Consider the following 13,565-nt stretch of genomic DNA (forward strand, 5'->3'; position numbering starts at 1 on the left):
TCCCATGACGTGGATCGCCGACGCCACACTCCGCGACCATCCCCCCGGACCCGGCGCCACCCGCACCGGCCGGATGGAGCCGGCGGTGTCGACCGGCCAGAGGCCGCATCGGAGTAGCCGGCTGGTCGCAGGCGCATCCATGACGGGCTCGACGGGCTTCGCCGTGGGTGGGCCTGCAGGTCCGGGCGGTGCGAGGGGCGACGACTGCGTCCTGCCGGGGAGCGGGGAGCTGGCGCGGTGAGCCGGCCGTCCGGTTGCCCGGCCTGCTGGCCGGATGCCGATGTGCGGTGGCTGGTCGAGGACACGCGACGGCGGATCGTGTCCGCGACCGCGGAACTGTGGCCGCAGTTTCGGGTGGACATCGGGCCGCTGTTCACGGCGGGCACCACGTTCGCCAGCCGGGTCCAGGTCGGGGGGTCCGTGGTGTGCGCGGCGGTGCGACCTGGGGGTGCGCTGTCGCGTGTCGTCCGCGGCGACCACGGTGACCTCGCCGCGGTGCGCTCGGACGACCGCGGGTGCGCGGACCAGGTACAGGCACAGGCACAGGCAGAGCAGCTCACCGCACTGGCCGCGCACAGCGGGCTTCGGGTGGCCGCCCCGACCGCCCTGACCGGCGGGGTGCTGTTCACCCCCTGGGCGGCGGGGCCGAGCCTAGCCGCCCGCGTACAGGCCCAGCCTGCGATGCTGACCGAGCTGCTGGCCACGTTGATGGACGACCTGAGCGAACTGCACCGTGATCCGGCGCGACAGCTGCGGCAGGTCGCGGCACCGGCCCAGGCCCGCAGCCTGCCTCGGGTGGTCACCGCGGCGCTGGAGCACACGACGGATCACTTCCACGCCGACCGGGCGCCGGCGGGGGAGGTCGGGGAGCTGCGGGCGCTCGCGGGAAGCCTGTCGATGCGGCTGGGCCGGCTGGCCGCCCGGTGGGATCCCACGGCCTGTCCCAGCGCCGGACTCGCCTTCGGGAACCTCTCCCCCGGCCACATGCTGTATCCCGACGGTTCGCCGGCGCCGATGCTGGTAGCACCCTCGCTCGGGCCCGAGGGGGAACCGGCGGACACCGGGACGCTGCTCGGCCACCTGCATCTGCTGGCGGTCGGTGCCGCGCCGAGCGTACGGGCGGACCTTGTCGAAGGCCTCGAAGCCTGGCTCGCCGGCCAGCTGGCGGCCCGCCGGGAGCAGTGGAAAGGCTGGCTGTCCGCCGTCCTCACGGTCTGGGCGGCCACCGTCTTCGACCGGGTCGTCACCGCTGAAACGCTGCCCGCCGCCCTGCCGCTCGCACCCGTCACCGCAGCGCTCCGGACCGATCCCCTGCCAGCGCTGGCCGCTCTCGACGTGCTGACCTGCGAGCTACGCCGCCGCGGCACCGATGCGGCGCTGAACGCCACCCTCAACGCGCTCGCCGGCACCACATCCGCCGGCACCGCCACCGACAGCGCAGAGCTCACCGCAACAGCCACACCCCGCTGATCTTGCCGACCCTGTTCGCCTTCCCGTTCAGAACCCGAGGTGTCTCTGCATGGCTACGGCTCTCCGCCCGTCGGCGGACAACCGGTCACTACCCGAACCTGGCCCCAGCGGCGCCTCGGCCTGCGGGGCATCGTCGCCGATGCCGGCACCGATCCGGTGATCATCGGCGAAGGGCAGGCTGGCCGCCGCGTAGGCGAACAAGCGCCCGACCAGGCGAGTGCTGCGTTCGAGCGGCTTCGTCGCACCGCCGTCCACCTCCTGGATGTTCACGTTCACCGCGATGGCGTGTGCGCGGGCTGCGGAGGCACCTGGCCGTGCGGCACCGCGGTACTCGCCGAGCACAACCTCGCGCTCGTCCACGAGACGACCCCCGCCCGATCCCCGTCTACGCCCCCGCTGCGCGAGGGCGCGACCAGGCCCGCAACCCTCCGCCGGGAGAACCCCGTGACCACCACCGCTGCCGCCCCATCCGCCCCCACCGAACCGCCCGACCAGCCGCTGCCGCACCGCATCTGGCACTACCCCGCCGCCCCGCGGTCCGCCTCCGATGCCCGCCACCACGTGACAACCCAACTCCACCACTGGGGCCTCAACAGCCTGACCGACACGGCCGCCCTCGTGACCTCCGAGCTGGTCACCAACCCGCTCGCCGCCAGCCACCACGCACGCCACAGCGGGGACGACGACCTGACCTCCCGCATCGCGATGCGCCTGACCTACAGCCCTCAGGACCTGATCGTCGAGGTGTGGGACGCAGGCGCTGGTCGCCCCACCCGCCGGACCGCCGGACCCGACGCCGAGGACGGCCGCGGCCTGCAACTGGTCACCGCCCTGAGCGGACACAGCGGCCACTACCAGGCCCGGGTCCGCACCGCCGCCGGCCACCGGCCGAAAGGCAAGGTGACCTGGGCGAGCCTGCCGCACACAACCCCATCCACCCAGGTGCCGCGGGACACCGCCGCTGGGGATCTACCGCGGCGCGCCACATCCCCCGGCCTCACCGAGACGACACAGGACCCGATCGGGTTCGACCTGGCGCTGCTGCAACGAGTACGCGACGGCCTGCGCAACCTGGACGACGGGACCCACCTCCACACCAGCAGCCACCCCCACCAGCCTGGAACAGGCGGCACAGCATGACCCGATCCGCCGACCGTTCCTGCCCNCCGTGGTGCACGCAGCCCGCCGGCCACCTGGTCGCCGAACCCGCCGGCCCCGGCGACTACCACATCTCCGCGTTCACGGTCATCGNCCTGCCACCGANCCCCGGCCTGCGGGACNCCNCCGCGATCCAGGTCGCGATCGAGCAGTACGTCACCGCCACGACCACCCACCAGCCGATGATCGCCATCGGATTAGGTGCCGACGACGCGGACAACGAAGCCCTCACCCTCGATGAGATCGACGCCCTCATCTCGGCCCTCACCCGCGCGGTCACCCGCGTCCGTACCACCTCGCCGTGCCACACACAGGACGACCATGGCCCCGTCTGACACGCCTCGGGGCACACCCCGATCCGGTACGGTCGCCGATCCACCGACGCACCCTGCCGACGCCAGCGGTCCGCGCATCCACCCACTAGCGGCCAGCCGGGCGGCCGGACCGCGCAGCAGCGGGCCCGTGGCCGGCGCGGCGCCGACCGCCACCAAGCCCACACACCCCCCACGCTCCGTGCCGATCGCGGTCACCGCGCACCTGCTCCTGATCGACCAGACGGGACGGATCCTGCTACAGCAGGCGGCGAACAGCCGGTGGGGCCTGCCCGCGACCGAGCTGCGCTTCGACGTCTCACCCCAACGCCATGTCGTCGCCTTCGCCGGGAGGGATCTGGGGATCGAGGTCGCCGAACGCGATCTCCTGCTTGCTCACGTCAGCGCGCACAGAACCACCGCGCAAGACACGATTCGTCTGGTCTTCAGCGTCGGTGTGTGGAACGGCGAACCTGCCCACAGCGCCTGGCGTCAGTGGGCCTCTCCCGGCAGACCCCCTGAGCGGATGGCCCCCTGGGACGCCCAAGCCCTTCCGGTGCTCCTCACCATCACGCCCTACACCGAGATCGGCTGGGCCAGCCCAGACTGGCCCGTCCTGCCCTGACATCCCGTGATCATTCTTTTCTACTGGGCTCCAACCTCACTGCCCGCAGACCTACCCCTGGGACGCACCACCCCGTCTCTGGAGGGGAAGCGTCACACGACCCGGCAGCCGAGCCCGCCCGCCTTCACCCCTCGACACCGAAGCCGACGCCCATGACGCCCCCGCGCACGGTCCCACCCACGCTCCGACCGGTCGTCCTGCTCGCGCGGATGCGCGATCTCCTCCCGCCCACCGAGCTGGCAGACGTGCTCGCCGCCTTCATCCCGCCCATTGACCCCGCGGGCGCGGCCTGGATTGACCTCTGCGCGGCGCTGGACGCCTATGACCACGCAGCTGAACAGAGACTGGACCTGGACGAGGCATGCCAGCAAGTCGACATCGCCGCCATGATCGCGGGGGCCGGGGTCGACGGTCTGCCGCCCTCGGCGACGAACAACGGGCGCCGCATCACGGCGTTCACGCAGCTCAGGCCAGTGGCCACCAGGCGAACAGAACGTTCCCTCCGCGGGGGACGACACGGCGATCAATCCAGCTGATCATTCTGTTTGTCTGCCTGCCCGCGGGAGGTGGGTACCGTCTCAATTCCAGGAGTGGCCGTGGCTTCGCAGCACCTGTCCGACACGAGCTGGGGCGCCCTCCGTATCAGCGAGTGGACCGAGTCGGACCTGCTCGTCGTCCGCCGCTTCGATCAGCCCGACCCCCGTCACCGCCGACCCTCCGCCGGCGAGACCGTCGTCCTCGCCGGCGCACGCGCCCGGCCCGGACAGGACCTGGTCGCGCTCAGCCCGACCCCAGGGCTGATGACGGGCGCGCTGACCGCGGTCTGCCCCGGGGGCAGCGTCACCGCCGTCGCCCCGACCGCCTCAGCCCTGGCCCTGATCCGGCCAACCCCGGAAACCCGCTATCGGTGGGGATCCGTGTGGGACCTCACCGATCTACCTCTCCTCGACGCCAGCGCCGACGCCGTGATCGGCCGCACCGTCCTGGCGCCGCTCGGCCATCCCCGCCGCATGCTGATCGACATCGCCCACGTCCTGCGACCGGGCGGACGGCTGTCGATCTGCGAACCGCTGCTCGGCCAGCGAAGCCCGACCGACCTCGACGGACTGAGCTGGCACGACCTCGCCCAGGTCGTGAAGGTCCTAACAGACGTCCAGCCCGCAGCTCACGCCTTCNCCGTGCCCGCCGCGGTCGGTAACGCCCGCCTCGCCGGCCTCGTCCACATCGAGCACATCACCGACACCGTCACCGCCAGGATCACGAATGTGGCCGCCGCCGAGGCTGCACTGCNCGCCCCGGGCCCGGCCGGCGAGTCCGTCTACCAGGCAATCANCCGCGCCTNGGGCGCCGCCTTCGCCCGCCGCTACGCCGATGCGTGGCGCGTAACCGCGCGCCGCCGCCCCCTCGTGCTGACCACCCCGATCGTCTACCTGACCGCCGTCAAGCCAGACACCGGGACCTGACCGCTGGACACCGCCGCGTCGCGCAGGGCGCGGCGCCGCGGACCGCCACCCACGAACCTGACATCTGTTCGGGAGTCCACCGATGGCCGCATACCCGCCGCCCACCTTCGCCACCACCCGCCCCCACCCGGCCAGGGTGCGGAACTACTTCCTCGGGGGCAAGGACCACTTCCCGGTCGACCGGGAGCACGCCGCCGCCCTTGTCTCGATCGTCCCGAACATTGCGGAGGCGACCCATGCGTCCAGGCAGTTCCTGGTCCGTGCGGTCACCTACCTGGCCGTCGACGCGGGCGTGCGGCAGTTCCTCGACATCGGGCCCGGCCTGCCCGTCGAACACGCCACCCACCAGATCGCCCAACAGGTGGCACCGCAGTCACGCATTGTCTACGTCGACAACGATCCTCTTGTCCTGGCTCACGCTCGCGCGCTGCTCATCGGAGCGCCCGAGGGGGTGACCGTCACCGTCGATGCCGACATCCACGAGCCGAAGGTGATCCTCGGACGCGCGGCCGAGACCCTCGATCTCGCCGAACCCGTGGGCCTGATCCTGACGGCGGTCATGGGGCTGGTCGACCTCGACGAGGCGTACGCCATCACCCAGACACTCCTGGATGGCCTGGCACCGGGCAGCTACCTCGTCCTGGACGACGGCACGGTCGACCCGGACAACGAACAGATCACAGAGCTCGAAGAGCTGTCCGAACACCACGGATACCAGTACCGAACACCACAGGAGATCACCGGATTCTTCGACGGCCTCAACGTCGTCGAACCCGGCATCGTGCCCCCAGCACACTGGCGAAACGCTCCTGAACCGGAGGACCCACTCGCACCGTTCGGGATGTGCGGAGTCGGACACAAGGACTGATCGCTAGCGAACCAGCCCGCAGACCCCTCTCCGCCAGGACGGAGACGCCGTTCAAGATCGAAAAAGCTTGATCCGGCCGAACGAACTGACATGCCCGTGGCGAACAAACGCGGCCAGCAGCAACAGTTCTCGCAGGTCAGCCGCCTTGCAGGTACCGAAGGAAACGTTCGTGGCGAGGGGAATGACCCGCCTCGCGGCGCCAGGCATCGTAGAGCCGCGTCGCACCAATCCACCCGCACCCGAAAGATCGTTGACGCCGTAGAGTCGACAGGCCATCACACAAGGTCGTCATCCGAGCGAGGAGAAGCCTGGTGTCCACCTCCACGAGTGAGCCCACCCAGGAACAGGTGGCCCCCCAGCCCGACGATGTCGCTCGCCTGCGCGAGGAGCTCATCCAGGAACTGCGGGAACTGAAGGCAATCGTGACGCCGGAGGTGGAGAAGGCGGTGCGGGCAGTGCCCCGGCATCTGTTCGTCCCCGAGCTGCCGTTGACCGAGGCGTACGCCGCCGAGCGCCACTACGTGACGAAGAACGACGAGCTGGGGGTCAGCATCAGTTCGGTGTCCGCCGCGCGGGTTCAGGCCATGATGCTGGAGCAGGCCCAGATCCGCCCCGGGATGCGCGTTCTGGAGATCGGCACCGGCGGGCTCAACGCCGCGATGCTCGCCGAACTCGTGGGCGAGACCGGCCAGGTCGTCTCGATCGACATCGATCAGGACATCATCGACCGGGCAGCTCGGTTCCTACCGGCGGCGGGCTACGACAGCATCATCTTGCTGCGCACCGACGGCGAGTTCGGCGCCCCCGAGCACGCTCCCTTCGACCGGATCATCGTCACCGTCGGCGCGATGGACCTGCCCCCAGCCTGGAGTGACCAGCTCGCCGAGGGCGGCCGGCTCGTTGTCCCGCTGCGGATGCGTGGCCTGACCCGGTCGGTGGCGTTCGAGCGGGAGAACAACCGTCTGGTGGACCGCGGCTACGAGCTGTGCGGCTTCGTGCCGATGCAGGGCGCCGGAGAACAACGTGAACGCCTCGTCCCGCTCCACGGCGACGAGGTGCGCCTGCGCCTGGACGACGGCCAGCAGGCCGACGGTGACGCCTTGGGCGCCGCGCTGACGATGCCCCGCAAGGAGGCGTGGGCAGGGAGCGTCGAGAAAGGCGGCAGGTTCGACGGACTGTTCCTGTGGATGGCCATGAAGCTGCCCGACTTCGGGCTGCTCGCCGTGACGAAAGCCGCCGTGGATTCCGGCCTCGTCACCCATTCCTGGGGGCTGGGAGTCCCGACCCTTCTCGACGGTGACAGCTTCGCGTACCTGACCTTCCGACCCACGGACGAGACACGCGAGCATTTCGAGTTCGGCGCCTACGGGCACGGCCCCCACGCCGACACGACCGCCGCGAAGCTGGCCGACCTCATCGGATCCTGGGACGGCACCAGTCTGAACGCCCGCATCAGCGTTCACCCCGCAGACGCCCCGGACGAGTCCCTTCCTCCGGGCGCCCTCATCCTGACCCGCCGCCACAGCCGTATCGCGGTTACCTGGCCGTCCTCCACGCAGGACCGGCTGTCCGGCGAGCACTCCGATGCCGCTTCCCAGCCGCGCCGAGCGACCGAGGACGACCTGGGTGGCGCACAGGCCCAGGAAGGGTGAGACATGACGAGGCCCAGTCTGCGGGCGGAGCAGGATGAGCTGCGTACACGGATGCGCGCGGCCGGCATGTCCCACGACGAGATCGCGGTCGAGTTCGCCCGCCGCTACAAGCTGCGCCCCCGCGCCGCGCACCGCATCGCACACGGCTGGACCCAGGCACAGGCCGCNAACCACATCAACGCCCACGCCGCCCGCACCGGCCTCGACCCCCACGGCACCGCCCCCATGACCACCCCCCNACTCTCGGAACTGGAGAACTGGCCACTACCGAACAACCGCCGCCGCCCCACCCCCCAGCTCCTCGCGCTACTCGCCGAGGTCTACGGCACCAGCATCCACAACCTCATCGACCTCGACGACCGCGAAAACCTCAACCCCGCCGACACACTCCTGATCAATGCCACACGCGGAGACGCTCCATCGACACCGCTGGCAGGATTCCCCGCGGCGCTGTCACCGCCCACGGTTCCCTATTCCCGGCCGCCGGCTGATCCTGGCGCAGACGCGGGATTCGGCGGTGTGCCCAAGCGGCTGCGTCTCGATGCGTCGGCTGGGAGCATCGAGGGAGTGGACGTTCTCGGCCGCCGCGGGTTCACCCTCCTCGCCGGCTCCGCGCTTGTGGCGGGTCTGGCAGGGCCACGTCGTGCCCGCCGCGTCGACCCGGCGCTCGTCTCCTACTTCGACGACCAACTGCAGGGCCATTACCGCGCGGACATGCTGCTCGGCTCCGGCGCGCTGATCGGCACGGTCGTCTCCCAGTTCGAGGTCATCGAGCAGCTGGTGGACACAGCGGATGGGCCGACCCGCCAGCGCATGGCGAAGGTCGGCTCGTCGTTCGCCGCGTTCGCCGCGTGGCTGTGGCTGGACGCCGGCGATCCGGTCGCCGCGATGCGCTGCCACGACGCCGCCCTCGAACTGGCCCACCGCTGCGGGGAACGCGACGCCGTCGCCTGCGCTCTGGTCGACCGGGCGATGGCCTTCACCGACCTGGGCAACGCGATGGCCGTGATCGACCTGTGCCAGGCCGCGCTGGTCGACGCCCGGCATCTCACGCCCGAGGTTCAGATCTTCGCCCTGCAGCAGCAGGCGCACGGTGCTTCGCTGCGCGGCGACCGCCGGCAGGTCGATCTCCTGCTCGATCAGGCCGGCAGGCTCGTAGACCAGGTCGACGTCGAGGAGTGGGGCACAGCCTGCCGCCGCACCGACAGCTACGTCGAGGTGCAGCGCGCCACCTGCTACGGACGGCTCGGCCTGGCTGACGACGCCGACCGTCTCTGGCAGNAGATCANCCCCGCCGCGCCTCCCTCTGCCCGCCGCGATGTCGGGGTCTGGTCCGCACGCCATGCCGTCGCCGCCGCGCAGCAAGGCGAGCCGGAACGAGCGGTGGGCCTCGCACGCTACGCGACCGCGCTCGCGGTGGAGACCGGCTCCGCGCGAGCCCGTCGAGAACTCGCCGCGGTCGCCGCAGCGATGACCCCATGGCACACACACTCCGTAGGCCAGGATCTGGCGGAGGCGCTCGCGCCCGTCACCACTGACGAGACCGGGAGAGAACATGGCTGAGGCTCTGTCACGGGAACAGATCGAGCACCACCTCACGACCCTGGACGGCTGGACCACCGATGGCCGACGCATCGAACGGCTGTACTCGTTGCCCCACCTCCAGGGAGCGGCGTTCGTGATGCACATCGCCGCCATTCAGCACGAGTTCGGTCACCACTCCGACGCGACGCTCGGCTACAAGACCGTGCACGTGTCCATCAGCTCCAGCGACATCGGCGGCTACGTCGCCGAGCACGACATCGAGCTCGCCCGGCGCATCCAGGCAATCGCCTCAGCGCACGGTGCGGGGTAAGACCAGGTCAGCGGCGCGTTCCCGGCTCCCTTCGCCACCAGTCGGGCTCGTGCCGCAGCCGTGAAGGTTTCCCTTTGATCGAAGTCGTAGCCTCACGCAATGACCTGTTCCCATGACCTTCGGGTTCGGCTCGCTCTGAGCAGCGATCGAGAGTTCTTCTTCGAGGTGAGGCGAGCCGCCCTGCGGGCATACGTCGAACAGACGTCGGGGTGGGATGATGCGGAACAGCGCATAACCGCCGACAAGGAGTTCGCCAATCTGCCATGTGCCGTGGTCGAGGAGAGCGGGCGACCCATCGGCTACACGTGTGTCATCCACCAGAGTGAGTACGACTTCATCGAGGAGATCGCGCTGCTCCCCGAGGCGCAAGGCCGTGGCATTGGCACCCATCTGCTACAGGGCATCCTTCGGGCGGCTCAGCGGCGTGGCGTTCCGGTCCGGCTCAGCGTCTTCGTCAACAATCCAGCACGGGCCCTCTATACCCGCCTCGGGTTCGAAGTCGTGCGGATTGAGGATCCGCGCATGTCGATGCAATGGACCCCAGGCAACGCGTGAGGCACCCCTGTCAACGGACACTGAAAACAGGATCTACCCCTGATCTTGTGGTCGAAGTGGACCCTCACGCTTTCAGGTCGCGAGGAGAACTCGTTTGCGGAGCAGGTTGAAATTCGCCCTGCCATACATCTACCTCTTGATCATTTTCGCGGCACGAGGTCGCAGCAGGGTAGCGGCGCGCGAACTCGACAGCGATCTCATCGTGCGCCATACCCACCGCGCGCATTCGGGCGCAGCTCCTCCTACTCAGCCCGCTGACTGATCTCGCCCATGGCCCGGTGTCCCCTTCCTCAACTTCGACTCGATCGGCCTTGGGGATCTCGGCCACCGACTGAACCAGCACCACCGTAGCCGTCCACTCGCAGGCGAAACGGGGGCTTCGGGTGAGCCTGGGCTCAATGAGCACCCGAACGATTCCCCGCAGCCGAGACGAACATGAGGGCATGCCAGCGCGCTTTCGGGCAGGTCAGCGACCACCTACGGACCCGAATCAGATGTTCGTTCCGTGGGGAATGACCAACACGTGGGTCGCTTGGGACGCTGAGCGCGTTCAGCATCGGTTCGGCAGCCCGCCGCCATGAAGGCTGCGAGTATCTGGCCCGGTCGTCGTACGCGCCTACATCGAGAAGGACACGGTGATCACGCATTCCCCGCCCGCGCCTGCCCACGGCCCCGCGAGCCAGTCCAACGAAGCCGAGAACCCTATCCACACCGACGAACCTGTCGTCTTCACTAAAGGTCACCATTTCAACCTCGCGGCGTTCGGCGACCTGGAGACGATCGCCGCAGGCGCATCCGGCCCGCTGTCGGNGATCCTGCAGGTGACAAAGCGGTGCAATTTCGACTGCTCGTTCTGTTCCGAGACGCTGCAGGAACCGGATCCCACCCTGGCCACGCTGGGGCGGGTGCGGGACAATCTGGTGGGGGNGCCCCGGGNGTTCCTGTCCGGCGGCGAGCCGCTGCTGCGCCGCGACATCGTCGACATCGTCGACATGTTCGCTGGCACCGTGATCGGGTTGCCGACCAATGCCACGCGGGGCCTTCAGCAGGCACGTCACCTGGCCGGCAAGGTCACGTTCGTCACCGTTGGGCTGGAGGGGCCGCGGTCGACGACGAACCGGGTCCGCGGCGACTACGACAGGATCATGGCGGGGGNGCGGGCGTTCCAGGACGCGGGCCTGCCGCTGTCGCTGTCGGCGGTCGTCTATCGCTCAACGCTGACGGCGCTGCCATTCACCCTCCAGATCGCCGACGTACTCGACGCCGGGAAGCTCAAGCTGATCCTCCCCTTGCGCAAGGGCAACGCCCTCGATCTCGCCGACCACGAGTTCCTCACGGTCCAGGAGGCCACGGCGGCGTTTGAGCGGCTGGCCGAGCTACGCACCGTGAACGACTGGCGGCCAGCGTTGCGGCTGACAACCTGGACCCCAGACACCGAAGGTCACATGATCGTGATCAGCCCACGTGGGCTGGCGAGTGCCTGGCCGGTCTACGACGCCCCCGATCTACTCGAACCGTTGGGCAACCTGCTCGACGAGCCGATCTCCGCGATCTGGGCACGCTACCGGTTCAAGCGCAACCACTACGCCAAGTACCTCGGGCACACGATCCACTCCGCCAGTCGCACCGAGCGACCGCCGGCCGCACGCCATCCGCTGCGGATCACACATGCGTGACGCGACCAACCTGAACTGGATCGACACCCCGTTCGGCGGCGCACGGCGCCCGTTCGCCAACCGGGCCTCCCTGCTTGCCGCCTTCACCATCAACGCGGCAGACGACTCACCGGCCGCCGCCGCCGTGTACCTGCCGCTGCCACAGACGCGCCCACTGAAAGTGGCTGACACGACGGTTCGGTTCGGCTTCCATGCGGTCGCAGCCGAAGGGCGGGCGGAGGCTGCCGCCGTCGTGGCCTCGGTCGACGCTCTGTTTGTCCAAGCCCGACGACAGGCGGCGATCCTCGCCGGCCACCGGCTCGCCGGCGAACTCGCGGCCCTGACCGCCACCAGCTCCGGACAGGTCACACGGGGAATCACTGCGGTAGCAGGCGCGTGGAACGGCCAGCCCCCGAAGCCAGGTCTGGCGCGCCTGTATGAAACTGCCAGCGAACCGGCCCCGGCCACGCTGGCCGACGTGTGCGCCGCCCACCGTCTTCATGGTCTTTCCCTCGATGCTTCCTGGGTCGCGGCCGGCTCATCGTGGTCGGGCTCGCAGATCCTGCGGCATCTCGTCACGCGTGCGCTGGCCATCGCGCTGATCGCCGCGGGGAGCACCAGCCACTACCAATGGAACGCGCTCCACCTCGACACAGTCATCGAGGCCACCGCTTGGGACCAATTCACCGAACTGTGCTCCACGCCCGTCCCATGACGTCGTCAGGCACGTGGGCCGATCCGGCCTTGCGCGCGTTTCCGCGCACCGTCCCGCCGAACGCGACGACCGGCCTCTGGTCCTGAAAGGAGCTTGCCGATGCTGCGTAACTGCCTGGTTGTCGCGGTTGAAGGCACCCATGCCTCCGGCAAGACCACGCTCACCCACGCGCTCGCCGCCTACTACCGGGAACGCGGCGTACACGTCGCCTGCGTCCCCGAACCCGCGCGCAACAGCCCCTTCATCGAGGAGATCGTCGTACACGGACGCGGCGAGTTCGACCTGGAGACCGAGGTCGACCTGTTCGCCGCCCAGCTGACCAGCCAGCTGCGCACCGCCCGCCAACACACGATGATCATCGCCGACAAAACCATCGCGAATGTCCTCGCCTACGCCTGGCTGGTCCTGCCTGGCGGCCCAGACGGACCACATGCGCCCATCCTACGCGCCATGGAATCCTTCTGCCGGGCCTGGTCGCACGTCTACGACGCGGTGTTCTACTGCTGCGACAAGTTCGACCAGCACCAGATCGGAGATCCCTACCGGTCGAAAGTCCTCGACATTCAGCCAGCAGCCGACCGAGTCGTACGCAGCATTTGCGCCAGCGTCGGGCAGCACATTTACGATATCCCACCAAACATGTCCACCAGCGCGAGAGTCGACTGGATCGCCGGGCAGCTCATCGCGCTCGGCCTCGACCCGACCACCCGCTGACCNCCTCGCACCGCAGGGAGACCCACCATGACGTACCGCAGCGTCATCGACGTCATGCTCCTGTTCCTCCGCGGCGACACCGTTCTACTCGCCCTGCGGTCCGGTACCGGGTTTGCCGACGGGTGGTGGAATCTTCCCAGTGGAAAACTCGATGCCGATGAGGATGCGGTCGCCGCAGTATGTCGTGAATCCCGCGAAGAGGTTGGCATTCTACTGACCCGGGACGACCTGTCTCTCGCCTCGACCGTGCATTTTCGAAACGAGCACGGCGAAGCACGCCTTGGACTCTTCTTTCACGCAAGGTCATGGAGCGGAGAGCCGGTCAATTCCGAACCCCACAAGTGCGCCCGGATCGCCTGGTTCCCACTCGACAGCCTCCCCGAAAATACCTACCCGTACACTCGCGTTGGAATTGAACTCTGCAAGCAGAAGAAAAACTTCACCGTCTCCGGCTGGAATATTTAGCGAACACCGATATCGGCTCCGACGAGTCGCCGGAGAGAGTCTCCACTCCGATATTCCGC

General features: G+C 69.1%; 16 protein-coding genes. 15 read left to right on the forward strand and 1 reads right to left on the reverse strand.

Features of this window, described 5'->3' with window-relative positions:
- Nucleotides 1-237 precede the first annotated feature (237 nt).
- The gene (locus ALLO2_RS12430) at nucleotides 238-1,470 is read left to right on the forward strand and encodes a hypothetical protein (RefSeq protein WP_023841397.1); all 1,233 of its coding nucleotides are present in this window, start codon (nucleotides 238-240) and stop codon (nucleotides 1,468-1,470) included.
- 27 nt (nucleotides 1,471-1,497) lie between these two features.
- On the opposite strand, the gene ALLO2_RS12435 is transcribed toward ALLO2_RS12430, so the two are convergent.
- Entirely contained in the window at nucleotides 1,498-1,830 is a 333-nt protein-coding gene (locus tag ALLO2_RS12435) for a hypothetical protein (RefSeq protein WP_023841398.1), read from the reverse strand.
- Between the two features lie 84 nt (nucleotides 1,831-1,914).
- On the opposite strand from ALLO2_RS12435, the gene ALLO2_RS12440 reads away from it, so the two are divergent.
- From ALLO2_RS12440 to ALLO2_RS12505, 14 genes are all read left to right on the forward strand, one after another.
- Entirely contained in the window at nucleotides 1,915-2,610 is a 696-nt protein-coding gene (locus ALLO2_RS12440; RefSeq protein WP_023841399.1) for an ATP-binding protein, read from the forward strand.
- Nucleotides 2,607-2,963, forward strand: a complete 357-nt coding sequence (locus ALLO2_RS12445; protein WP_035732227.1) for a hypothetical protein — start codon at nucleotides 2,607-2,609, stop codon at nucleotides 2,961-2,963. The genes ALLO2_RS12440 and ALLO2_RS12445 overlap by 4 nt, the downstream gene beginning before the upstream one ends.
- A 178-nt stretch (nucleotides 2,964-3,141) precedes the next feature.
- Entirely contained in the window at nucleotides 3,142-3,564 is a 423-nt protein-coding gene (locus ALLO2_RS12450) for a hypothetical protein (protein ID WP_232235062.1), read from the forward strand.
- 152 nt (nucleotides 3,565-3,716) lie between these two features.
- A complete protein-coding gene (locus ALLO2_RS23355) occupies nucleotides 3,717-4,100 on the forward strand; it encodes a hypothetical protein (protein WP_023841402.1) in 384 nt (127 codons plus the stop codon).
- 60 nt (nucleotides 4,101-4,160) lie between these two features.
- Nucleotides 4,161-5,027: a methyltransferase domain-containing protein gene (locus ALLO2_RS12460; RefSeq protein WP_084588419.1), complete on the forward strand. Its 867-nt coding sequence runs from the start codon at nucleotides 4,161-4,163 to the stop codon at nucleotides 5,025-5,027.
- Between the two features lie 82 nt (nucleotides 5,028-5,109).
- Nucleotides 5,110-5,895 carry an SAM-dependent methyltransferase gene (locus ALLO2_RS12465; protein ID WP_023841404.1) on the forward strand — a complete coding sequence of 262 codons (786 nt, stop codon included), beginning with the start codon at nucleotides 5,110-5,112 and terminating at the stop codon, nucleotides 5,893-5,895.
- Between the two features lie 311 nt (nucleotides 5,896-6,206).
- Nucleotides 6,207-7,547 (forward strand): methyltransferase, FxLD system, encoded by a 1,341-nt coding sequence (gene fxlM, locus ALLO2_RS12470; RefSeq protein ID WP_023841405.1) that lies wholly within the window; start codon nucleotides 6,207-6,209, stop codon nucleotides 7,545-7,547.
- A 3-nt stretch (nucleotides 7,548-7,550) separates the two neighbouring features.
- The gene (locus tag ALLO2_RS12475; protein WP_035732229.1) at nucleotides 7,551-9,110 is read left to right on the forward strand and encodes a hypothetical protein; all 1,560 of its coding nucleotides are present in this window, start codon (nucleotides 7,551-7,553) and stop codon (nucleotides 9,108-9,110) included.
- Nucleotides 9,103-9,402: a 4a-hydroxytetrahydrobiopterin dehydratase gene (locus tag ALLO2_RS12480; RefSeq protein WP_023841407.1), complete on the forward strand. Its 300-nt coding sequence runs from the start codon at nucleotides 9,103-9,105 to the stop codon at nucleotides 9,400-9,402. Before ALLO2_RS12475 ends, ALLO2_RS12480 begins: the two co-directional genes overlap by 8 nt.
- Before the next feature lie 99 nt (nucleotides 9,403-9,501).
- A complete protein-coding gene (locus ALLO2_RS12485; protein ID WP_023841408.1) occupies nucleotides 9,502-9,957 on the forward strand; it encodes a GNAT family N-acetyltransferase in 456 nt (151 codons plus the stop codon).
- A 635-nt stretch (nucleotides 9,958-10,592) separates the two neighbouring features.
- Entirely contained in the window at nucleotides 10,593-11,633 is a 1,041-nt protein-coding gene (locus ALLO2_RS12490; protein ID WP_035732231.1) for a radical SAM protein, read from the forward strand.
- The gene (locus tag ALLO2_RS12495) at nucleotides 11,626-12,327 is read left to right on the forward strand and encodes a hypothetical protein (RefSeq protein ID WP_023841410.1); all 702 of its coding nucleotides are present in this window, start codon (nucleotides 11,626-11,628) and stop codon (nucleotides 12,325-12,327) included. The genes ALLO2_RS12490 and ALLO2_RS12495 overlap by 8 nt, the downstream gene beginning before the upstream one ends.
- Before the next feature lie 99 nt (nucleotides 12,328-12,426).
- On the forward strand, nucleotides 12,427-13,041 hold the full coding sequence (locus ALLO2_RS12500; RefSeq protein WP_023841411.1) for an AAA family ATPase: 615 nt from the start codon (nucleotides 12,427-12,429) through the stop codon (nucleotides 13,039-13,041).
- 27 nt (nucleotides 13,042-13,068) lie between these two features.
- Entirely contained in the window at nucleotides 13,069-13,506 is a 438-nt protein-coding gene (locus ALLO2_RS12505) for an NUDIX domain-containing protein (protein ID WP_023841412.1), read from the forward strand.
- The last annotated feature ends 59 nt before the right edge of the window (nucleotides 13,507-13,565 follow it).

The organism is Frankia sp. Allo2 (assembly GCF_000733325.1).
Taxonomy (GTDB): domain Bacteria; phylum Actinomycetota; class Actinomycetes; order Frankiales; family Frankiaceae; genus Frankia; species Frankia casuarinae.

Excerpts from the sequence above, each read along its gene's own strand:
- ALLO2_RS23355 (WP_023841402.1), top strand. The coding sequence starts at position 3,717 with ATGACGCCCCCGCGCACGGTCCCACCCACGCTCCGACCGGTCGTCCTG.
- ALLO2_RS12465 (WP_023841404.1), top strand. The coding sequence starts at position 5,110 with ATGGCCGCATACCCGCCGCCCACCTTCGCCACCACCCGCCCCCACCCG.
- ALLO2_RS12480 (WP_023841407.1), top strand. The coding sequence starts at position 9,103 with ATGGCTGAGGCTCTGTCACGGGAACAGATCGAGCACCACCTCACGACC.
- ALLO2_RS12485 (WP_023841408.1), top strand. The coding sequence starts at position 9,502 with ATGACCTGTTCCCATGACCTTCGGGTTCGGCTCGCTCTGAGCAGCGAT.
- ALLO2_RS12495 (WP_023841410.1), top strand. The coding sequence starts at position 11,626 with ATGCGTGACGCGACCAACCTGAACTGGATCGACACCCCGTTCGGCGGC.
- ALLO2_RS12500 (WP_023841411.1), top strand. The coding sequence starts at position 12,427 with ATGCTGCGTAACTGCCTGGTTGTCGCGGTTGAAGGCACCCATGCCTCC.
- ALLO2_RS12505 (WP_023841412.1), top strand. The coding sequence starts at position 13,069 with ATGACGTACCGCAGCGTCATCGACGTCATGCTCCTGTTCCTCCGCGGC.